This is a genomic window from Chitinophaga sp. 9-1-y (genome assembly GCF_059511905.2).
In genome coordinates this window covers 4546793-4566255 of the sequence record NZ_CM197955.1, presented here as the reverse complement: position 1 = coordinate 4566255, position 19463 = coordinate 4546793, and the positions used below count along the sequence as shown (strand labels likewise).

At 47.4% G+C, this 19463-nt stretch carries 18 protein-coding genes; 10 read left to right on the top strand and 8 right to left on the bottom strand.

The annotated features are described in order from the left end of the window. Nucleotides 1-45: 45 nt before the first annotated feature. Nucleotides 46-522: a GNAT family N-acetyltransferase gene (locus AC5ZC7_RS17920; RefSeq protein ID WP_496157536.1), complete on the top strand. Its 477-nt coding sequence runs from the start codon at nucleotides 46-48 to the stop codon at nucleotides 520-522. On the opposite strand, the gene AC5ZC7_RS17915 is transcribed toward AC5ZC7_RS17920, so the two are convergent. Next, nucleotides 514-1593: a mechanosensitive ion channel domain-containing protein gene (locus AC5ZC7_RS17915; protein WP_496157537.1), complete on the bottom strand. Its 1080-nt coding sequence runs from the start codon at nucleotides 1591-1593 to the stop codon at nucleotides 514-516. The two genes, AC5ZC7_RS17920 and AC5ZC7_RS17915, sit on opposite strands and share 9 nt — an antisense overlap. A 43-nt stretch (nucleotides 1594-1636) precedes the next feature. Continuing rightward, nucleotides 1637-2668, bottom strand: coding sequence for an alcohol dehydrogenase catalytic domain-containing protein (locus AC5ZC7_RS17910; RefSeq protein ID WP_496157538.1), 1032 nt, complete (start codon nucleotides 2666-2668; stop codon nucleotides 1637-1639). 75 nt (nucleotides 2669-2743) lie between these two features. On the opposite strand from AC5ZC7_RS17910, the gene AC5ZC7_RS17905 reads away from it, so the two are divergent. Then, nucleotides 2744-3172: a winged helix-turn-helix transcriptional regulator gene (locus tag AC5ZC7_RS17905; RefSeq protein ID WP_496157539.1), complete on the top strand. Its 429-nt coding sequence runs from the start codon at nucleotides 2744-2746 to the stop codon at nucleotides 3170-3172. Nucleotides 3173-3257: 85 nt separating this feature from the next. Here the strand turns inward: AC5ZC7_RS17905 and AC5ZC7_RS17900 are convergent, their stop codons facing one another. Both AC5ZC7_RS17900 and AC5ZC7_RS17895 read right to left on the bottom strand, forming a co-directional pair. Then, a complete protein-coding gene (locus AC5ZC7_RS17900) occupies nucleotides 3258-3731 on the bottom strand; it encodes a YMGG-like glycine zipper-containing protein (RefSeq protein ID WP_496157540.1) in 474 nt (157 codons plus the stop codon). 53 nt (nucleotides 3732-3784) lie between these two features. Continuing rightward, nucleotides 3785-4246, bottom strand: coding sequence for a GNAT family N-acetyltransferase (locus AC5ZC7_RS17895; protein WP_496157541.1), 462 nt, complete (start codon nucleotides 4244-4246; stop codon nucleotides 3785-3787). A 192-nt stretch (nucleotides 4247-4438) separates the two neighbouring features. Between AC5ZC7_RS17895 and AC5ZC7_RS17890 the strand changes: the two genes are divergently transcribed. Further along, entirely contained in the window at nucleotides 4439-4951 is a 513-nt protein-coding gene (locus AC5ZC7_RS17890; RefSeq protein WP_496157542.1) for a DinB family protein, read from the top strand. Nucleotides 4952-4953: 2 nt separating this feature from the next. On the opposite strand, the gene AC5ZC7_RS17885 is transcribed toward AC5ZC7_RS17890, so the two are convergent. After that, complete coding sequence (locus AC5ZC7_RS17885; protein WP_496157543.1) at nucleotides 4954-5925, bottom strand: helix-turn-helix domain-containing protein; 972 nt, start codon at nucleotides 5923-5925, stop codon at nucleotides 4954-4956. A 142-nt stretch (nucleotides 5926-6067) separates the two neighbouring features. On the opposite strand from AC5ZC7_RS17885, the gene AC5ZC7_RS17880 reads away from it, so the two are divergent. Both AC5ZC7_RS17880 and AC5ZC7_RS17875 read left to right on the top strand, forming a co-directional pair. Continuing rightward, on the top strand, nucleotides 6068-6562 hold the full coding sequence (locus AC5ZC7_RS17880) for a DinB family protein (RefSeq protein ID WP_496157544.1): 495 nt from the start codon (nucleotides 6068-6070) through the stop codon (nucleotides 6560-6562). A gap of 15 nt (nucleotides 6563-6577) precedes the next feature. Next, entirely contained in the window at nucleotides 6578-6790 is a 213-nt protein-coding gene (locus AC5ZC7_RS17875) for a hypothetical protein (protein ID WP_496157545.1), read from the top strand. A 38-nt stretch (nucleotides 6791-6828) separates the two neighbouring features. Here the strand turns inward: AC5ZC7_RS17875 and AC5ZC7_RS17870 are convergent, their stop codons facing one another. Beyond that, on the bottom strand, nucleotides 6829-8409 hold the full coding sequence (locus AC5ZC7_RS17870; RefSeq protein ID WP_496157546.1) for a RagB/SusD family nutrient uptake outer membrane protein: 1581 nt from the start codon (nucleotides 8407-8409) through the stop codon (nucleotides 6829-6831). Between the two features lie 17 nt (nucleotides 8410-8426). Continuing rightward, nucleotides 8427-11477, bottom strand: a complete 3051-nt coding sequence (locus AC5ZC7_RS17865) for a SusC/RagA family TonB-linked outer membrane protein (protein ID WP_511911252.1) — start codon at nucleotides 11475-11477, stop codon at nucleotides 8427-8429. A gap of 206 nt (nucleotides 11478-11683) precedes the next feature. Between AC5ZC7_RS17865 and AC5ZC7_RS17860 the strand changes: the two genes are divergently transcribed. The 5 genes from AC5ZC7_RS17860 (at nucleotide 11684) to AC5ZC7_RS17840 (ending at nucleotide 18259) form a co-directional block, all read left to right on the top strand. After that, a complete protein-coding gene (locus AC5ZC7_RS17860) occupies nucleotides 11684-12565 on the top strand; it encodes a helix-turn-helix domain-containing protein (protein WP_496157548.1) in 882 nt (293 codons plus the stop codon). A 140-nt stretch (nucleotides 12566-12705) separates the two neighbouring features. Further along, on the top strand, nucleotides 12706-13395 hold the full coding sequence (locus AC5ZC7_RS17855; RefSeq protein WP_496157549.1) for an RraA family protein: 690 nt from the start codon (nucleotides 12706-12708) through the stop codon (nucleotides 13393-13395). A gap of 19 nt (nucleotides 13396-13414) precedes the next feature. After that, entirely contained in the window at nucleotides 13415-16279 is a 2865-nt protein-coding gene (locus tag AC5ZC7_RS17850; protein WP_496157550.1) for a glycoside hydrolase family 2 TIM barrel-domain containing protein, read from the top strand. Between the two features lie 12 nt (nucleotides 16280-16291). Next, a complete protein-coding gene (locus AC5ZC7_RS17845) occupies nucleotides 16292-17458 on the top strand; it encodes an enolase C-terminal domain-like protein (protein ID WP_496157551.1) in 1167 nt (388 codons plus the stop codon). A gap of 6 nt (nucleotides 17459-17464) precedes the next feature. Then, nucleotides 17465-18259, top strand: a complete 795-nt coding sequence (locus AC5ZC7_RS17840; RefSeq protein WP_496157552.1) for an SDR family oxidoreductase — start codon at nucleotides 17465-17467, stop codon at nucleotides 18257-18259. A gap of 100 nt (nucleotides 18260-18359) precedes the next feature. On the opposite strand, the gene AC5ZC7_RS17835 is transcribed toward AC5ZC7_RS17840, so the two are convergent. After that, nucleotides 18360-19394, bottom strand: a complete 1035-nt coding sequence (locus AC5ZC7_RS17835; protein WP_496157553.1) for a YXWGXW repeat-containing protein — start codon at nucleotides 19392-19394, stop codon at nucleotides 18360-18362. Nucleotides 19395-19463 lie beyond the last annotated feature (69 nt).

Here is a 19463-nt window from a genome sequence, read left to right as displayed (position 1 = left end):
GATTCAGTTCAAACAGGATGTATTTATAACAAAATCATTTAGCAAATGACCACTCTGCAGGAAGATACTATTATCCGGAAATTAAGCCCCGGCGAAAAAATTCCCTACGACCTTTTACTGTTGGCCGACCCCTCCGTGATAGCCATCAACTCTTATCTGTCCCAGTCGGAAATTTATGTAATGGTACAGGGCCAGCAAGTGATAGGTAGCTATGTGTTGTACGCCAATGGTGAGCATGAACTGGAGATCAAAAACATTGCAGTTAACCCGGCCTGGCAGGGAAAAGGTTTTGGTAAAATATTGTTACAGGATGCCACGCAAAGAGCCAGGGCCAATGGGTTTAAGCGACTGGTGATCGGCACCGGCAATTCCAGTATTGCACAATTGTATTTATATCAACGGCAGGGATTTGAAATCACTGCGGTGAAGAAAGATTATTTTATGATGCATTACCAGGAACCGATTTATGAAAACGGCATCCAGTGTAAACACCTGGTGATGTTGGAAAAAAGGTTACGTTGAAGCCGGCCCATTTTCAATAAAGGCGCGGGTTTTAGGCAAACTATCCGGATGATTTTCCCGGATGTATTTAATAAGGTTTTCCCGGATATAACAGCGTAGGTCAAAGGCGTTGCCGGAAGTAGCAGCGCTCATCAATGCCCTCACTTCAATGGTTCGTTCGCTGGTATTGGTTACTTGTAGCGCTTTTGCGCGTTTGTCCCACAGCGGGGAAAGCGACAATAGTCTTTCAAATTCTGCTCTTACCAGGTCTACCGGCACCGTGTAATCCATATAGAAGAAGGCGGTTCCCAATATTTCTGCGCCGGTGCGGGTCCAGTTCTGGAAAGGTTTCTCTATAAAATAATTAATAGGCAGAATAAGCCGGCGCTGGTCCCAGATATTCAGTACCACATAGGTCATGGTAATTTCTTCCACCCGTCCCCATTCGCCTTCTACCACTAGCACATCATCGATACGAATAGGTTGTGTAAACGCAATTTGGAAGCCTGCGAGCAGGTTGCTCAACGATTTCTGCGCCGCAAAACCAATAATGATACCACTCACCCCCACACCGGTGAGCAACCCGGCGCCCAGCTTTCGCAGGCTGTCGAAACTCAGTAGTATCACACAGGCCGTGAGTACCAGTATAATGGAGATGGATAACTTACGGATAAACTGCAACTGCGTACGTATTTTCCGCTCTTTCAGGTTGTTTACTTTGTTTAGGTCATACGTATGGTAAACATAGTCTTCCATTACTTTGATAACGCCGATGATCAATGCCGCAAACGACAACGTTAAGGCAATTTCGGCAGCTTTGCTCATCACCGGCACAAACTTTGGGTTCACGCGCATCAGTGGCAGCACCATATTCAGCAGCAGCAAGGGTAAAAAGAAGTTGAAAGCTTTTCCCAGCCGGTAAAGAATACTATGTACCAATGAAAACTCCTGTTGTTGTTTCACTGATTGCCGGATAAATACCGATAACAATAATTTGATGAGCCATCCGCAAATGACCGCGATACCAGCCAATATCAGGTTCCAGAAGAAATTGGGCAGGTGATCTGCATAGTCTGTAAATTGATTCCACATGCGCGTTGTTGCCCAAAGATGATGCCGGCAAGTGCCGGCAACGTCAGTGAACGCCGGGAAGTACCGCCATCACCAGCTTATGGCCTCTGCTCTGGTTGCGTTCCAACAGCGCATGCGACTGTTGCACGGTCTCCACACTAAAGGCGCCGGTTACATAAACCGGGGAAGGGGTAATCGCTCCTTTTTCCAACAGGGCGGCTATTTGCCGGAGGCCATCTCCATAATACGATAAATTCCCATCAAGGGAATAGGCATAGTTGGAGATATTCATGATCACAATACCTTTATTAAACAGGGTGGCGCGGCCGGCTTCGGTGGTAAGCGCCGTCACATCCTGGTAAATACCATTGGTGAGGAGTATGTCAGCACATATTTCGGAGAGACGGCCACCCACGAGGTCTATCGCCGCTTCAAACCTTTTGCCGTTGTTTTGTTGCAGAATAATTTCCGGTAAATCCGGCTGCCGGTAATCGATGATTTGATCGGCTGTTAATCCAGCCAATAGTAATTGTTCCCTACTGGCTTCATTGCCGGCTGTTACCGTAAGGTTCGTATATCCTGCGGCCAGCAACAACTTCACCAGTACCAGTCCTACGCCGCCGGCAGCACCGCTGATGAAAATACTGGCAGTAGCAGGAAGTCGTAACCGTTTGTAGCATTGCAAGGCAGTTAACGATGCCGTAGGTACCGCCGCTGCTGCTGCAAAAGAGATATTACCCGGTTTATGCACCAGTATCTCCGCCGGCAAACTGATATGTGTAGCATAGGAGCCATTACTGCCCATGCTGCCGGAAGCCGCCATCACGGCATCACCAGGCGCAAATCCCTCCACCAGTTCGCCCGTTTTTACTACGATGCCCGCACATTCGCGGCCCAGTATCGGTGAATGCATCCGTTTACTTTCCGGCGCACCTTGTCTCATTTGATAATCGATAGGATTGAAGGCGGTAGCTGCAATCTGTACCAGTACTTCTTTATCTCCCACCTCAGGCAGCGGCAGCGTAGCGGCGGAGAAATGTTCTACACCGCCAAAACCATTGAGTATAATTGCCTGCATGTTTTCGTGATTTTTCATGCGTCAAAATTATGGTCGTGTTCTGGTATATTTGCTATGGGTAAACCAGAGGTAACCGGGTAAACGTACAGATTTATGGCAACGATCACGATAAAAGGAGAACAGCGGGAGGCCACCTGCAAAGAAGAACTTGCCGCCATGCGCGACAGCATGGAATTATTCAGCGGCAAATGGAAACTACAGATACTGCGGCATGTTGCCAACCGAACCAACGAAACCAATCATTTTAAAAAGATTTTGCGGGAGATACACGGTATTTCCGCCAGGATGTTATCGAAAGAACTGAAGCTGATGGAAATGAATTTCCTGGTGAAACGGACGGTGCTCAACACCAAACCAGTTACCGTTGCTTATGAGATTACACCCTATGGACTCACCGTATTGCCCGTGGTAGAGCGTTTGGTGCAGTGGGGACTGGATCATAGGGAAAAGGTGAAGGCGGCGATAAAGGAGGGAAAATTTGCGGCTCAAAGACAGGTTAAAGGCGAATTAAAAGATAGTTAAAACAGGCCTGTGACGTAGGTCTAAAGCAAAAGCGGACGTCTCATTTTTTTGAGACGTCCGCTTTTATATACGCTTAAAACAAAGCTTATTGTCCTTGTGTCTGTTTCTTCTTCTTATGATCCACAATCGCACCTGTTCCGGCACCTACACCTGCACCAATTAAAGTACCAATCGCTGCACCTTTCACCCTGTCTTTATTCACAATAGCACCCGTAATAGCACCTGCACCAGCGCCTACAACAGCACCTTTGGCAGTATGGCTCCAGCCTTTCCAACCCTTTTTCTTAGCAGGGGCCGGAGCGGGAGCCGCCGGCGCCGGATTGTTCATTTCAGCGTCAGCATAACCAGGTGTTACCGCTGCATTGCCTGTACCTGTATGATGGGGGTGTTTTTTCAAACGATTCATGGAGTCTACTACCTGCTGCTTAATGGCACTCACATTGTTCATGGAGTCGATGGTCGCTTTTTTAGCACTTTCTATAGCGGCGGCATTATCAGCATTGCTTTTGCAGGAAAATAAAACGACTGCTGCTGCTAAGGCTACAAGTAACTGTTTCATGGTTAAAATTCTTTTAACCGCCCACCGTCTAAAATTGTGCCAAACTCGGAAGATTATAGTGGTAGCCGCATTTCTACCAGGTTTTTTTGGAAACCAGCCTTCTCATAGGCCCGCACTGCTGCCTCATTCTGATCGTATACATCCAGCTTCAATTCGGGGATGCCCTGGGAAATGGCCCAGGCCTTTAGCCCTTCGATGATCAGCTTATTCACGCCTTTGCCCCGGTGTGCGGGATCTACATACATAAATCCCAGGTACGCATACCGGGGAAAAATGAGGTAGGGTTTGGCGTCCTCTATGCGGGCATAGCCGGAACCAATCAGCTGGCCATTATAGGTGGCTACCAGCACTTCAACGTGACTGGCGGCAATCATAGCAGCAACATCATAATAGTGAATAGTGCCTTGTTTTAAGGTATTGTCGTAAGGCCGCTCCGCGGTGATGATAGCTTGTTCAAATTCGAGTAAAACGGGAAGATCCGCTGGTACTGCCTTTCTGATGAGAATAGTTTCCATGACTTAAAATTATTATGCTAACAGGTAATGGCAAATATCCTTTTTTTTCGGCAACGTTTGCTTAAATAAATGCTGCCATTCGGGGATATTGTGGTACGCTAAAATTTTTTTTAAACACTGCTGACATAGGGTTGTCACACCCCCTTAGTTTCTTTGTACTATCAAACAAAAAAACAATAAAAATACAGCCTTATGGAAAGCAATGTTTTAACCGCTACACAAGTAATACTGACACCTGATCAGCTTCTGAAACACTGGCAGGGACACCGCGATCTGACCCGCCGTACCATTGAGAAATTTCCGGCCGATAAGCTGTTCACCTACAGCATAGGCGGTATGCGTCCTTTCTCCGCCCTGGCGATGGAAGTACTGGGTATTGCCTCCGCCGGTGTACACGGTTTTGCTACTAATGGTGACTGGAAAAAGATGGAAGAGTTATTGGAACATACTGGTGCTACCAATCCTACCACTAAAGAAGAATTGTTGGAATTGTGGGATATCGTAACCGCACAAATCAATGAGTACTGGCCCCGTATTGCGTCAGAAGATTTCCAACGGCCTATGAAAGCTTTTGGTATGTACGATGGCACCGTGTCCAGCCTGCTGTTTTACTTTATCGATAATGAAATTCACCACCGGGGACAAGGTTTCGTTTATCTCCGTAGCCTGGATATTGAACCGCCTTTCTTCTGGGACAGACATTAATCCTATCGCACAGCGTTGAACTTCTCCCGGTATTCAGAAGGGGTCATTCCGACAGTTTTCCGGAATACCTTTCTGAATGCTTTGGGGTCGTTGTAGCCCGAATTAAAGATTACTTCCATCATTTGCTGACCGGTTTGTTCCAATAGTTTCTTAGCCGCTTCGATCCGTGTAAGTTGCAGGTATTCAATGGGCGTTACGCCGGTCACCTGTTTAAATCGCCGCACAATATTTCTGCGGCTGGAAGGAATGTCTTTAATCATTTCTTCAATAGTGCCGGCTTCCTGGTAACTGGCTTCAATTTTCTGTTGGGCACTGGCCACCAGGTCATCGTGATGATTACGGGTAGGCTGGAACGTACTGAAATAAGACTGTTTGTCTCTGCCCATATCGATCGCAAATATTTTAGCCGTTCTTACGGCTATTTCAATACCGCAATGTATTTCCAGCAAATGTAGCAGCAGGTGGAAGGTAGAGGTGGCCCCACCGCTGGTATAAATACCGGCATCGTGGGTGACCGTTTTATCGGATAACAGGTTTACCGCCGGAAATGCAGCAGAAAAATCCTTGCAGGCATCTACATGCGTAGTGGCAATTTTTCCATCCAGCAGGCCGGAAGCACCCAGTAAAAATGCACCGGTGCAAAAGCTGGCTAATGCAGCGCCGTTTTTATATTGTTCCCTTAACCAGGGCAGGTATATCTTGTTTTCGTGAATGGATTGTTGCAGATCATCACTGGTAAAAGAAGGGATGAGTACCAGGTTAAAAGCGCCGGTAGCGGTGATGTCTTCCGAAGCATAACCCGGAAAAGCCGTTGACAAATGTGCCGTTTCTTTGGTGCTGACAAGGGTAATGGTAAACGGCGTCACTGTGCCATTTTTTTGGTAAATCTTATTGACGGTGTCAAGCACATCGGTGATGGCCGCCAGGCTGAGGAGCTTGTAGTGGCGGATAAGCAGGATCCCTATCTTGATCATATGGGTTTCAATTTTTAATTCGCAGGTCAAACTTACCAATTTTGTCGCAAATACCCCCTAAGATTGGCTTCATAGGCATCTGCGGTTGCAAGGATTATCAGCTATCTTACAACAAGTTTGAATACCTAAAAATAATAAGAAAATGGAAACAGCAAGCAACAGGATGCTCGGCATTCTTTCACTGTTTGATTTGCAAACAGGATTTTTTCCGAAGGCATTGTTTGGAATTTCAGATTCAGATGCGCACAAACGCCTGGATACGCCCGCTAATCACGTGGCATGGCTCGCTGGTAGCCTGGTACAACAGCGCTACGACCTGGCCGGTTTTTTAAAGGTGGAGGCCAAATCGGCCGCAGATGATCTGTTTAAGAGAAACCAGGGTATCAAAGCAGATGTGATTTACCCATCGTTAGATGTTTATCAAAAAGACTGGGAAACCATTACGCCACTCCTGCGCACTGCCATGGTATCCGCTACCGATGAGCAGTTAAATGAGATCCTGAAATTTCCAGAGATGAATATGTCTTTTCCCGTGTGGGAGATGGTTACTTTTTCCATGTACCGGGAAGCCAATTGTATCGGCCAGATAGCGCTCTGGCGCCGTTTGTTGGGCTATCCTGCTATGAGCTATATGTAATTTAAATGGAATGGCATGGTAGAAGTATTTGTAACAAATGTCAAAAGGGTAGCAGCCGCACAGGAAATAGTAGCGCTGTTGCTCGAAAACTTTCCGGACAGTAAAATCAATTTCGACCTTGAAGACTGTGATAACGTGCTGCGTGTGGAAGGCGATAATTTTCAGGCGGGGAAAGTAATGATGCTGGTCAATGAAACCGGTTTTCATTGTCAGATTATGGAAGATTAAAAAGCATCCGGGACTACAGCACCGGATGCTTTTTAGATTTAGTAAAGCGGGTTCTGGGTGAGCCCGGGATTAATATCGCGTTCAGACTGTGGTATAGGCCACAGGTAGTTTTTCTTTATATCAAAGGTGCGTTGTTCCACCAGGATACGGTCTTTTCCCAACGTGAGCTTACCGGTGGCAGCGTCTACATTCCCCAATCTTGCCCCATACATAGTGCCGTTCATTACCTTATCTCCAATTTCCCAACGTTGTACATCAAACCACCGCAATCCTTCCATGGCGAGTTCTACGCGTCTTTCCCGGCGAACCAGTTCGCGTAGCTTAGCCTGCGTATTGTACACCGTCCGGTCAACCACTGGCATACCGGCCCTGGTTCTGATAGCATCCAATGCGCTATACATGCTGTTGTCTAACTGGTTCAGTTCTATTTTGGCTTCAGCCTGCGATAACAATATTTCTGCATACCGGATAGCGATAATGTTTAAGCCAACGTTCCACATATCTGTGAAGTCACTCAAATCAGTGGTGAATTTCCTTACCAGGTAGCCACTTTTTGAGTTGCCGTAAGGGGCATAGTAGTCAGAAGATCCTTCGCTGATAGGATTATAATAGCTTCCATTGTACATAGCGCCAGGATACAAGATGGTAGCAGCCAGGCGTGGATCCCTGTTGTTATACGGATCATCGGCATTGTACCCGGAGGTAACATCGTCAATGGTTTTCCCGTTTTTCATTTCATAAGCATCTACCAGACCCTGTAGCGGATCAATAGAGCACCAGCCGCCGGCGGAGCCGGGAGGCATTACGCCCAGTGATTCAAAGGGCACGTCATTTTCTTTGTATTGTACATCCAGGATGACTTCCGAATTATTTTTATGTTGAATACGGAATAAATCACCATATACCGGGTACAGTTTATAGGTACCAGATGCAATAATATCATTACAGGCTGCAATGCAAACGTCGTACTGTTTGGTGAATAAGGCCATCCTGGCTTTCAGCGCCAGTGCGGCGCCACTGGTAATACGTCCTGCGTCGGTGCCGGTATAGCTGGCCGGTAAATCCGGGATAATGGCGGTCAGTTCATCGAGGATGAATTTCACCACTTCTGCTTTGGACGTGCGCTTTGAATTGTTGGCTTCGGCCGGTGAGATATTGGTGGTGATCAGTGGCACATCTCCATATAACTGTGTAAGGATGAAATATTGATAAGCCCTTAAGAAGCGTGCTTCTCCTTTCATACGGGCACGTAATTTATCGTTCATTTTGGCTTTATCTACGCCTGTCAGGAACCAGTTGCATTTTTGTATAACAGTAAAAGTCCAGCGCTGGTCGCCGGTGTTATTAGGGGTGAGGTTGCCGCTGCCTAATACGGTATAGCCCTCCCAGGGATAAGGATTGTAGGCATTGTCGGAAGCACAGTCGAGGTATATCAGGTGAAGCCCGGATTCCCAGTCTTTGTAGCATCCGTTGATGGCTGCCAGGGCATCTTTATCTGATCCCCAGAGCGAAGATTCACTGTAGCCGTCCAGCGGCTGTCTTTCCAGGAAATTCTTTTTACAGCCGGTCATGGCTACCGTTCCCGAAAGGAGTATATAGAGCAATGTTTTTTTCATCATGATGGTGTTTAACGCAGTTAGAAAGTAAGGTTGATGCCAACAGTATTAATTTTCACCTGCGGGTAGTCGTAACCGCTGGCGCTGTTGGTGGATTCAGGATCTACCCAGCTGTAAAACTTCGTGAAGGTGAGGATGTTTTGTCCGCTATAGTATACTCTTGCTCCCTGTATACCGGCACGTTTCAGCCATGTGCCGGGGAAGGTATAGCCTATTTGCAGGTTTTTTAAACGGAGGTAAGACGCGTTTCTTACCCAAAAAGAGGAGGGATTGATAGAAGCATCATTCTGGGTATAAGTATTCCATAAACGTGGGAACTTATCGGAAGGATGTTCCGGTGTCCACCTGTCCAGCAACGCGGAAGTGGGGCGGCCTATTTTATCTCCGGCAGTGCCCAGCAAAGCGCCCTGTACAAAGCCTTTTACACCGGTAGCGCCCTGCAAAAACAGGGTAACGTCAATACCTTTCCAGCCGCCTCCCAGGTTCACACCATAGGTCATTTTTGGGAAATAGCTACCCAGGTATACACGGTCGTTGCCATCTATTACACCGTCGCCATTCTGGTCTTTATACATTAAATCGCCCGGTGCAATTTTACCACCACTTTGTTTGGCATGCTTGTCTACTTCCGCCTGTGTCTGGAAAATACCTTCTGCTTCATAGCCATAGTAGGCATTTACAGGGCGTCCTACTTTCAGATAGGTGGCGCCGGTGATGATAGGATCAGTGCCCTGCAGATTAGTAATCTCGTTTTGAATGAATGCGGTATTTGCGGTGATGCTGTAATTAAAATCGCCTTTTTTGTCCTGGTAACCGGCCGCTATTTCCCAACCTTTATTTCTGATACTTCCTGCATTCTGTACGGGTGCAATAAAGCCATAGGTAGCGCCTACAGGTACGTTCAGCAAGATATCACGGGTGTCTTTGATGAAATAGTCGACGGATAAGGTAAGGTGGTTGTCCAGCAGGCCCGCATCCAGCCCGAAGTTGGTGGATTGCAGCGACTCCCAGCGGATGTCAGGGTTGGCGCCCATGACCGGTGCAATGCCGCCGGCAATGCTGTTGCCCAACGCATAGTTTTGTCCCGCACTGATCACAGGAATATAAGGGTAGTTGCCCAGTTTGATGTCATTTTTCTTCACACCGCCAATGTCCTGGTTACCTAACTGCCCCCAGGAACCACGTAGTTTTAACTGTGGTACCATACTCCTGGCTGCCGCAAAAAAGTCCTCTTCAGAAATATTCCATCCGGCAGAGAAAGAAGGGAATAATCCCCAGCGATGCGGCTGTGCAAAACGGGACGTGCCATCATAGCGGAGGTTGGCTTCCAGCATATATTTGCCTTTGTAGTCATAGTTGATTCTGCCAAAGAATGATTGTAACGCTACCTCGTATGCAGAACCGGTGGCCTGCTGGCCATCGGAAGGCCCGGCATTCAGTTCGCTCAACTCATTGTTGAGAAAGCTTTTGCGGTACCCCTGCAGGAAATTGTACTTCGTATATTCGTGGGAGTAACCACCCAGTATTTTGATGTGATGGTCTTTGATTGTTTTCTGATAATCGAGTAATGCCTGAAGCGTAATTACATTGTAGTTGTCGTTGAAATCGGTAAGTGAATTAGGCCCCTGGTAGAGCGTTGGGTTGCCCGTTTTGGCATCGTAATACTGGATATCTTTAATGAATTTTTTAGACTGGGTGAGATCCAGTGTATATCCGAAGGTAGGTCTGAAATGCAGACCATTCAATATTTCCAGGTCGGCGCCGGTGGTTCCCAGCAGGCGATGGCGGAATTCTTTATACTGTGCACCAGATTCCAGCCACGCCATTGGATTGCCATCGTTGATATAGCCATAGTAACCGTTGCTGGTTTTGTAAGGCACGTTGGCGCCTATACGATTTGCCTGGCGGATCACCTGTGAAAAGTCACCGGTATAAGGGTTGGTTGGCTCCCGCATGTCCGATAAGGAGTACGATAGGTTCGCAAAAACAGATAACCGGCTGTTGATTTTACTGTTGAGATTCAGGCGGGTATTGTATCTTTTAAGGCCGGTGTTTTTAATAATACCATCCTGCGCAAGATAGCCCAGGGAGAACATAAACTGTGTTTTGTCGTTTCCGCCGCTGAAGTCAAGGTAATGATTTTGCTGGTTACCAGTGCCACTATATACCAGTCCAAGCCAGTCGGTATTGGGATAATTATCCGGATCAGATCCATTCCTGAATTTTTCTATCTCTGCATCGGTATAGCGTACTGTTTTTCCTTCATTCTTTTGTACTTCATTGAATAGGGTGGCTGCCTGCCAGGAGGGCAGGTAGTCAGGAAGATGGGTAGGTTTTTGTTTACCGAAATAGCCATTGTAATGCACCCTTAGCACGCCTGCTTTACCTTTCTTAGTGGTGATCAGCACTACACCATTGGCAGCCCTGGATCCGTAGATGGAGGCGGACGCGGCGTCTTTCAATACAGAAATAGACTCAATGTCATTGGGGTCTACGTTTGTCATCGCGCTCGCATTATCATCATTCGTAGACATTACAATACCATCCACTACCACCATGGGGTTTTGGTTGTTCAGGGTACCGATGCCCCTGATACGGATGCTACCGGCATCTTTACCGGGTTGTCCGTTGGTTTGTGTAACCGTTACGCCGGGCATGGTGCCTTGCAATGCTGACGCTACGTTGGTCACAGGGCGGTCTTTTAACTCTTTGCCGGTAATAGCACTTACTGCACCCGTGAGATTCGCTTTTTTCTGCGTACCATAACCTACTACTATGATTTCATTCAATCCCGTGGCACTACTGCTCATACTGATGTTCAGTATACCAGTATTGCCCGCGGGCTGTGTAGTTTCATCATAGCCTACCGCCCGGAATACCAGCATAGCGTCTGGTAGAAGGTTGGCCTGTAATGAATAGCTGCCATCCGGTTGTGTAACGGTACCTTTGCTGCTACCTTTTAACATCACGGTGACGCCCGGAATAGGGGCATGAGAGCTTTTGTCTGTTACTGTTCCTTTAATGGTTTTGATTTGCGCATGCGTTGTTGCGGCAATCGCTAGCAACAGCATAAGAAACCTGGTGAAACGATACATTTCTCGGAAATTTTGGTTAATAAAATTGCGATGTTGACAGAAAACAAAGTTGATCACAACCTTTACCAATACCTCCAACTGGATTAACCGCTTTCGAAACTTTCTTAACCGAATATTTATATTTAATCTTGATTTATGGTAAAAACAGTTTGAATGTTTGAAATATCCATTAATTTCAGTCCATGAAAGCGCAGTTTATTGAAGTAGGCAGCCCAGCTACAAAGACGATCCATATTAAAAAAGTCAATACTGATTATTTGCAGTCACCGTTTCATTTCCATGAACGCTGTGAGTTGGTATGGATACAGGAGAGCCATGGACAACGTATTGTAGGCGATCATATTGATCATTTTTTACCCGGCGACCTGGTGCTGATGGGACCCAATTTGCCGCATATCTGGTTGAATGATGCCAGTTTCCAGGAAACACCGGTAAAAGGAAGTGTGAAATCCATTGTCGTATATTTTCCCGCCAATTTTCTGCAACAGCTATCAGAGGAGGAAGAGGTGATTGCACCGGTAAAACGGTTGGTGGAAAGGGCAGAAAGAGGCGTTCGCTTCACCGGGCATACCCAGCAGGAGGTAATAAAAATACTGGCAGGCATTACCAAACGTAAAGGGCTCGGTAAATTATTGGATTTTATGAAGATACTGGAACTGCTCACAGACTCCGCAGAATTTGAATACCTGAGCAGCCGGCAATTTGAGAACTCCTTCCAGCCAAAAGATACTGCCCGTATTAATGAAGTATATCAATACCTGATGAATAATTTTTCCGGAGATATTGCCCTGCAGGAAGTGGCCGCGCTGGCCAATATGACGCCCCCTGCTTTCTGTCGCTATTTTAAGAAGCATACCGGGAAATCCCTTACCCGGTTCATTAATGAAATAAGAATAGGACATGCCTGTAAGCTATTACTGGAAGATAAACTGAGTATCGGAGAGATCTGTTATGAAAGCGGCTATCAGAATCTAACCAACTTCAACAAATTTTTCCGGAATATCAAAGGAGAAAATCCCAGCCAATATAGAAAATCTATGCGGGCATCTGCCTGGGAAGAATAACCGGTTTGTAATTTTATTAATAAAATATAGGCTTTGCATGACTATTTAGGGTTAAAAAAGTTGTGGTATTGATTAATACAGTTGGATGATGCAGAAGATAGCAGCAATATCTTTGGGCTACTTAACAACCGAATAGAATCATGGAGAAATGGAATAATGATGACGAACTATTTTCGTTGATTAAAGCGGAGCTGTTTACCGCAGTAGTAGGAGATGTAATGGATAAGATAGGATTGGTCAAACAATTCCTGCCACCACAGATACAACCGCTGGATGCTGCTATGGTGGTTGTGGGCAGGGCAATGCCAGTACTGGAAGCAGATATGATTTCCGGTGAACAGAGTTTGCATAACCCGGTATTACAACAACCTTTCGGCCTGATGTTGCGCGCACTGGACGACCTGAAAAAAAATGAGGTATACATCTGTTCCGGATCATCACCTACCTATGCTTTATGGGGAGAGCTAATGAGTACCCGCGCTATGAAACTGGGCGCCGCCGGTGCGGTAGTGAATGGCTACTCCCGCGATACACGTGGCATTTTGCAATTAAAGTTCCCCGTTTTCTCTTACGGACGATATGCACAGGACCAGGGACCCAGAGGTAAAGTAATGGATTTCCGGGTGCCCATTGAAATGAATGGTGTTATTATTCATCCCGGCGACATTGTAGTAGGAGATATGGATGGTGTTTGTATTGTACCACAGGCAGCCATAGAAGAAGTGTTTCGCCTGGCGCTGGAAAAAGCAAGAGGAGAAAAAACTGTGCAGGCAAGCATAGAAAGTGGCATGTCCGCTTCCGCCGCTTTTGCACAATACGGTATTATGTAAATAGTTTAAAAAAAATATAGTGATAAAGAGAAGTTTACTTTTTATTTCAGGATTATTATTGCATTTATCCGGATGGTCTCAAACCCAGGCAGATAAATTTGAAATACCTTGCCTGTCGCCACGGCCGGCTGCAGTGAAAGGCGTTGCGGATCCTCTATTGTCACTGAATGGCACCTGGTCATTTTCAAATGGTACAACGGGTACCATTACCCCGGTTAAAGTGCCGGGTGAATGGGTGATGCAGGGATTTCAGCTGAATGAAGGAGATACCGCCATTTATCGTAAAAGTTTTTCTCTGCCAGCTGATTGGCAGGGCAACCGGATCATGATCCGGTTTGATGGGGTTAGCTCCTGGGGAAAGGTGATGGTGAATGGTAAAGTGGTGGCCGAACATGAAGGTGGTTTTGTGCCTTTTGAAGCAGATATCACGGAGGCATTACAAACCGGCACTAATCAACTGGAGGTGCAGGTACAGGCCCTCACTGTGTCAGACAAACTGGGCTGCGTTTCGCAATATGCGGTACATACGGTGGGAGGAATTTTACGGAAAGTGACCCTGTTCGCTTTACCTACTGCCCACATAAAACGCCTGGATATTATCACCCGGTTAAACGAAACTTATACCAACGGAACATTGGATGTGAACCTGCAAACCACTGCCACCAACGGCAGTATGCGTTATGTTTTAACCGATGCCAATGGTAAAGTAGTATTGAATAAAACGTTGGCATTAAGTACGCCACAGCTCCTGCCCGTTGGCCGTATCCAAACCTGGAATCCTGAAAGCCCCGCATTGTATACCTTACAAGCCAGCCTGATAGAAGGCGGGCAGGTGCTGGAAACAATTACACAAAAAGTAGGGTTCCGTGAAGTGAAAGTAAGCGGTTCCCGGTTGCTGGTAAATGGGCAACCCGTGAAACTGCATGGTGTTAACAGGCACGATGTACATCCTTTACTGGGACGTAGTATCACACCGGAGTTATCCCGGCAGGATGCGGAATTATTTAAGAAGGGAAACTGTAATTATATCCGGACTTCCCATTATCCCCCTTCAGAAGAATTCCTGGCGGCAGCAGATGAGCTGGGGCTTTTTGTGGAGAGTGAATCAGCTATTTGCTGGATTCAGCATGGGGCTTCACCGATCTGGAAACTATGGAATTATAAAGATGAGAAATACCTGCCTTACTTTATCCGTGCAAACGTGGAAAAGGTAAATGCGCAAAGGAATCACCCCAGCATCATCATCTGGTCGCTCGCCAATGAATCGATGTGGAGTCCCTTGTTTGCCAAGGTCAATACCATTGTAAAGGCGCTCGACAATACACGTCCTACTACTTTTCATGATCAGTGCTGGGGCGGATATAACAATGCGCATAGCCAGGCAGATATTGCAGTATATCACTATCCGGGTATCAATGGCGCGGCTGCAACAGATACCATGAGCCGCCCTGTATTATTCGGGGAGTATGCACATGTTTCCTGTTACAACCGCCGGGAACTGCTCACAGATCCGGGAATCCGGGCTGCTTACGGCGCGCCCCTGGCGAAAATGTACGATTCCATGTATCATCATACCAATTGCCTGGGAGGCGCTATCTGGGCCGGTATCGACGATATCTTCCACCTGCCGGATGGCCGGATAGTGGGGTACGGTCCATGGGGACCGGTAGATGCCTGGAGACGGGAAAAACCGGAGTTCTATGGCATGCGGAAAGCGTACGCACCAGTGGTTGTGAAGAATCTGCAAGCGCCGGTCATCAACCGAAAACAACTGGTACTCACCATCGAAAACCGTTTCGATTTTACGAAACTAACGGCTAACAATATACGATGCAGTGTAGATGGCTTGCCTGTAAAAGTAGTCGCTGATATCGCGCCCCATGCGGCCGGTACGATACAGATTCCGGTAAATACCAGTACTGCGTTGGTGATGTTATCGTTTACAGATCCTACCGGTAATGTGGTGAATGAAGAACAGATAGCCCTGAAAGCAGCTCCAGCGCCGGCAGCAGCACCAGCAGTGGAATTAAGCTATACACACAATGAGCAGGCCTATACGATACAACAGGGAAACCATACCTTTGAAATCAGCCGGCTAACCGGGATGATCGTTGCGGCTAAGAAAGGTGAACGCACGATCTTGTCGCAGGGACCGGTATGGAGCGTCGTGCCAATGAACAGTGAAGACGGGGGAAAGCCCAATGTGGCAGGGGAGACGTATCAGAATAACATCCACCCGATAAAAAATTATCCGCTATATACACTCTTTGTTACGTCATCGGAAATTGCGAAAAGTGACAGCGGTATTGTATTGAAAGAAGCGGTTACTTACACCAATGCCAAAGGCACGATCTGTTATCATTTCAGGCCGGATAATAAAGTGAGCATGACTTATGAGATACAATACAAAGGCGAAGATTCACTGCCACGGCAATATGGTATGCTATTACAGTTGCCTGCCACTTATGATCGCCTGAGCTGGTTGCGGAAAGGAAGCTTTTCGGTGTATCCGGAAGATGATATTGCGCGTAACGAAGGTAGCACGCTGTTGAATGCGGTGCCAACAACAGCCGTGGAGCCATGGGGGAAAATACCCGCAGGTAAATGGAAAGAGGAGGCCAATGAAATGGGCAGCAATGATTTCCGCTCTACCAAACGGCATATTTTGCAGGCGTCCCTGAAGGATGCAGCTGGTAATGGGATTACTGTTTTATCGGATGGGCGGCAATCCGTACGCAGTTGGTTCCAGGACGCACAGTTGCAGCTGCTGATTGCCGACTACAGCAACAATGGAGCAGAGCCTTTTTATGGATCGCCGTTTACAGATCAACAACATAAATTGCCATCGCTTGTTAAAGGAACGTTGGTATTTACAATAGAATAACTGATTCGTATCATGAAAATAACAGATGTTAAGGTATGGCTGGTAGAAGGGGTAAAGTATAACTGGACCCTGCTGAAAATATATACAGATGAAGGCTTCACCGGTGTAGGAGAAGCCACCAACTGGCCTGGAAGCCCCATTGTATATCATGCGGCCAAACATGTAGGGGAGCGCATTGTTGGCATGGACCCGATGCGTACTGATTTTATCTGGACCAAACTTTACCGCGATCTGAACTGGATAGGACCTTATGGCGCCAGTCTTTGTGCCATCAGTGGTATCGATATGGCATTGTTAGACCTTAAAGCAAAAGTACTGGGGGTGCCTTGTTATGAGTTGCTGGGTGGCGCCTTCCGGAAAGATATTTTACTATATGCCAACTATTGGTTTACCGGTGGTGCACATACCCCGGATGACTATGCCGCACAAGCATTGCAGGTGAAGGCCGCCGGCTTTACCGGGTTGAAGTTTGATCCCTTTGCGCATGTAAATTATTTTTATGGAGAAGATTTATCTGCTAACCTGAACCTCAGCGTAGCACAGCAAAACCTGGCGTTTGATGTCAGCAAAGCGGTGCGCGATGCAGTAGGAACAGAGTTTGATATCATGATAGAAACGCATGCCATGCTGAATTTCAGGGTGGCCGTAAAAATGGCGCAGCGACTGGCAGCATTGGATATTACCTGGTACGAGGAACCGGTAGGGCCTGAAAGTGCGGATACCCTTAAAGCGGTGCGGGAACGGCTGCCGGGAAATGTGGCCATTTGCGTGGGTGAGCGGCATTATACGCGTTATGGCATCCGGCAGGTATTGGAGAAGCAGCTATGTGATATCATTATGCCGGACATCACCCGCTGTGGCGGTCCATCAGAGATGAAGCGCATGGCTACGATGATGGAGGCGTATAATGTGTTGCTGGCGCCGCATAATCCTAACGGACCTTTGTCTACCCTCGCCAGCGCACATGTATGTGCATCTGTGCCTAATTTCTTCCGCCAGGAATTTATGTTTAATGATGTTCCCTGGAGAGATACCGTCATTGATCATCCCATTAAGGAGATGATCAGCAACGGACATTTACATTTATCAGATCGTCCCGGGTTAGGCGTGGATTTAGTAGAAGCAGAAATGGAAAAACATCCGGGCATTTTACAACCCCGTCCCGGTTTTTATGTTTAGTCAAATATGGCATTAGCATTATCATTAGCAGGAAAGGTAGTCCTTGTATCTGGTGTTACCTCCGGTATTGGAAAAGGTATTGCGCAGATGATGGGCAAGGCGGGAGCGATGGTAGCGGGCTGTGGACTGGAAACAGCCGACAGCCCCGCTGCCAGGGACTTTCTTGCCAGCCTGCAGGCGGCCGGAGCAACGGGTTTGTACACGCAGGCAGATATTACAGACATCCGGCAGCAGACCGACTGGGTGGAGCAGGTATTGAGCACCTGTGGGCGGCTGGATATTTTAGTATCCAACGCCGGCGCTAATTTCTTTGAAGGCGCCACTGATTGTACCGACGAACAGTGGCAGCAGAATATGGAATTGAACCTGGCCTCACACTGGCGGCTTTGTAAGATCTCCCGCCCGCACTTGGCGGCTACCGGGCAGGGTGTTATCATCATTATCAGCTCTAATCAGGCATATGCTACACTCCCTGGTTGTTTCCCTTATAACGTCACCAAAACAGCGCTTACGGGTCTTGTAAGAGCGTTAGCGGTTGAATGGGGCCCGTCCATCCGGGTGGTAGGACTGGCGCCTGGGTTTATAGATACACCAGGCAATCAACGTTGGTTTGCCTCTTTTCCGGACCCTGCTGCTGAACGGGACCGTACTGTACAACTGCATCCGGTGAAGCGAATAGGAACACCGGAAGAAGCCGGTGCCTGGTGCGTTTTTCTGGCCAGTGATTATGCGGGGTTTGCCACCGGCACTACTTACCTGTTAGACGGAGGCCGGTCAGCCTTATTGCAGGATCAGGCATAAAAAAAGCCATCGTGTAGATGGCTTTTTTACGTTGGATGAAATGGATGAGGAGTTAGTTGGATGAAATAGAAAGGGGAAGGATGAAACAAAAAGGGGGTATTTAATGTCTTCCCCGGCCACCGCCATGGCCACCGCCACCGTGTTCACCACCGCCGCGGGGCATGCCGCCACCGTTCATATGTGGTGGAGAAAAATGCTGCTGGTGCTGCATCGCTACCATGCGATTACCTCCGCCATTGTTAAAATGATTTTCCCTCGGCGCAGCGTTATTAAAATGATTTTCTCCTGCATTCACATGGTTACCGGCATTGTTAAAGTGATTGCCGCCATTGTTGTTATTGAAATGCTGTTGTGCTGTAGCGTTGTTGTTGATATGATTGGGTTGTGCACCGTTGAAATGGTTAGGTTGTGCACCACCACGGTTTCCTTCCGGTGATGTAGTTCCCTGTCTTACAGTATGATTCCCGCCCATAATACGCCCGCTGTTGCCGGCTGCCAGCATGCTCCGGTTGTTCCGGGCATTTTGCTCATGCGATAACTGCGCAGAAGTAGCATTGACATGCTGCTCATGCATAGCCGCTGTTTCTACACGGGTAGGTCTGGCGTTAATACCGCCGGGACCATTGAAACTACTACGGTTATTGACTACCGTGTTGTTATTGATGTAGGTATTATTAACGTAAGTATTACGTACAATAGTGGTATTTACGTTGGAATAGGCCGTGTTGTAGTGGTAGGCATTTCCCCGCCACATACCGCCATAGAAGCCAGAGCCACAGTAACCATACCCATAGTTAACACCACCGTAAAATCCTACGTGAGGTCCCCAATAGCCGGCATGCCAGCTATAAATACCGCCAACAAATCCCCAGTAACCCGGTGTCCAGAGTACACCCACGCGCGGTGGTGCTACCCATGCGCCTGGTATCCAGTAATATCCATCTGGTCCGTAGGCCCAGTAGCCCGGCGTCCAGATATATCCATCATACGGACAAGGAGGTTGGGTGTACACCCGCAATGGAGGAGGAGCTACCCGGATAGATACGCCTACACCCACACTTACCTGTGCATATGCTGTTGATCCGGCGCCCATTACTGCTACTAACAACAGTAATGCGATTGTGAACTTTTTCATGGTTCGATATGGTTTATCCGCTAGTTGGACAACGGGGAAATAAGAAAGTTTAAAAACTAATAGTCTACA

Excerpts from the sequence above, each read along its gene's own strand:
- AC5ZC7_RS17920 (WP_496157536.1), top strand. The coding sequence starts at position 46 with ATGACCACTCTGCAGGAAGATACTATTATCCGGAAATTAAGCCCCGGC.
- AC5ZC7_RS17915 (WP_496157537.1), bottom strand. The coding sequence starts at position 1,593 with ATGTGGAATCAATTTACAGACTATGCAGATCACCTGCCCAATTTCTTC.
- AC5ZC7_RS17910 (WP_496157538.1), bottom strand. The coding sequence starts at position 2,668 with ATGAAAAATCACGAAAACATGCAGGCAATTATACTCAATGGTTTTGGC.
- AC5ZC7_RS17905 (WP_496157539.1), top strand. The coding sequence starts at position 2,744 with ATGGCAACGATCACGATAAAAGGAGAACAGCGGGAGGCCACCTGCAAA.
- AC5ZC7_RS17900 (WP_496157540.1), bottom strand. The coding sequence starts at position 3,731 with ATGAAACAGTTACTTGTAGCCTTAGCAGCAGCAGTCGTTTTATTTTCC.
- AC5ZC7_RS17895 (WP_496157541.1), bottom strand. The coding sequence starts at position 4,246 with ATGGAAACTATTCTCATCAGAAAGGCAGTACCAGCGGATCTTCCCGTT.
- AC5ZC7_RS17890 (WP_496157542.1), top strand. The coding sequence starts at position 4,439 with ATGGAAAGCAATGTTTTAACCGCTACACAAGTAATACTGACACCTGAT.
- AC5ZC7_RS17885 (WP_496157543.1), bottom strand. The coding sequence starts at position 5,925 with ATGATCAAGATAGGGATCCTGCTTATCCGCCACTACAAGCTCCTCAGC.
- AC5ZC7_RS17880 (WP_496157544.1), top strand. The coding sequence starts at position 6,068 with ATGGAAACAGCAAGCAACAGGATGCTCGGCATTCTTTCACTGTTTGAT.
- AC5ZC7_RS17875 (WP_496157545.1), top strand. The coding sequence starts at position 6,578 with ATGGTAGAAGTATTTGTAACAAATGTCAAAAGGGTAGCAGCCGCACAG.
- AC5ZC7_RS17870 (WP_496157546.1), bottom strand. The coding sequence starts at position 8,409 with ATGATGAAAAAAACATTGCTCTATATACTCCTTTCGGGAACGGTAGCC.
- AC5ZC7_RS17865 (WP_511911252.1), bottom strand. The coding sequence starts at position 11,477 with ATGCTGTTGCTAGCGATTGCCGCAACAACGCATGCGCAAATCAAAACC.
- AC5ZC7_RS17860 (WP_496157548.1), top strand. The coding sequence starts at position 11,684 with ATGAAAGCGCAGTTTATTGAAGTAGGCAGCCCAGCTACAAAGACGATC.
- AC5ZC7_RS17855 (WP_496157549.1), top strand. The coding sequence starts at position 12,706 with ATGGAGAAATGGAATAATGATGACGAACTATTTTCGTTGATTAAAGCG.
- AC5ZC7_RS17845 (WP_496157551.1), top strand. The coding sequence starts at position 16,292 with ATGAAAATAACAGATGTTAAGGTATGGCTGGTAGAAGGGGTAAAGTAT.
- AC5ZC7_RS17840 (WP_496157552.1), top strand. The coding sequence starts at position 17,465 with ATGGCATTAGCATTATCATTAGCAGGAAAGGTAGTCCTTGTATCTGGT.
- AC5ZC7_RS17835 (WP_496157553.1), bottom strand. The coding sequence starts at position 19,394 with ATGAAAAAGTTCACAATCGCATTACTGTTGTTAGTAGCAGTAATGGGC.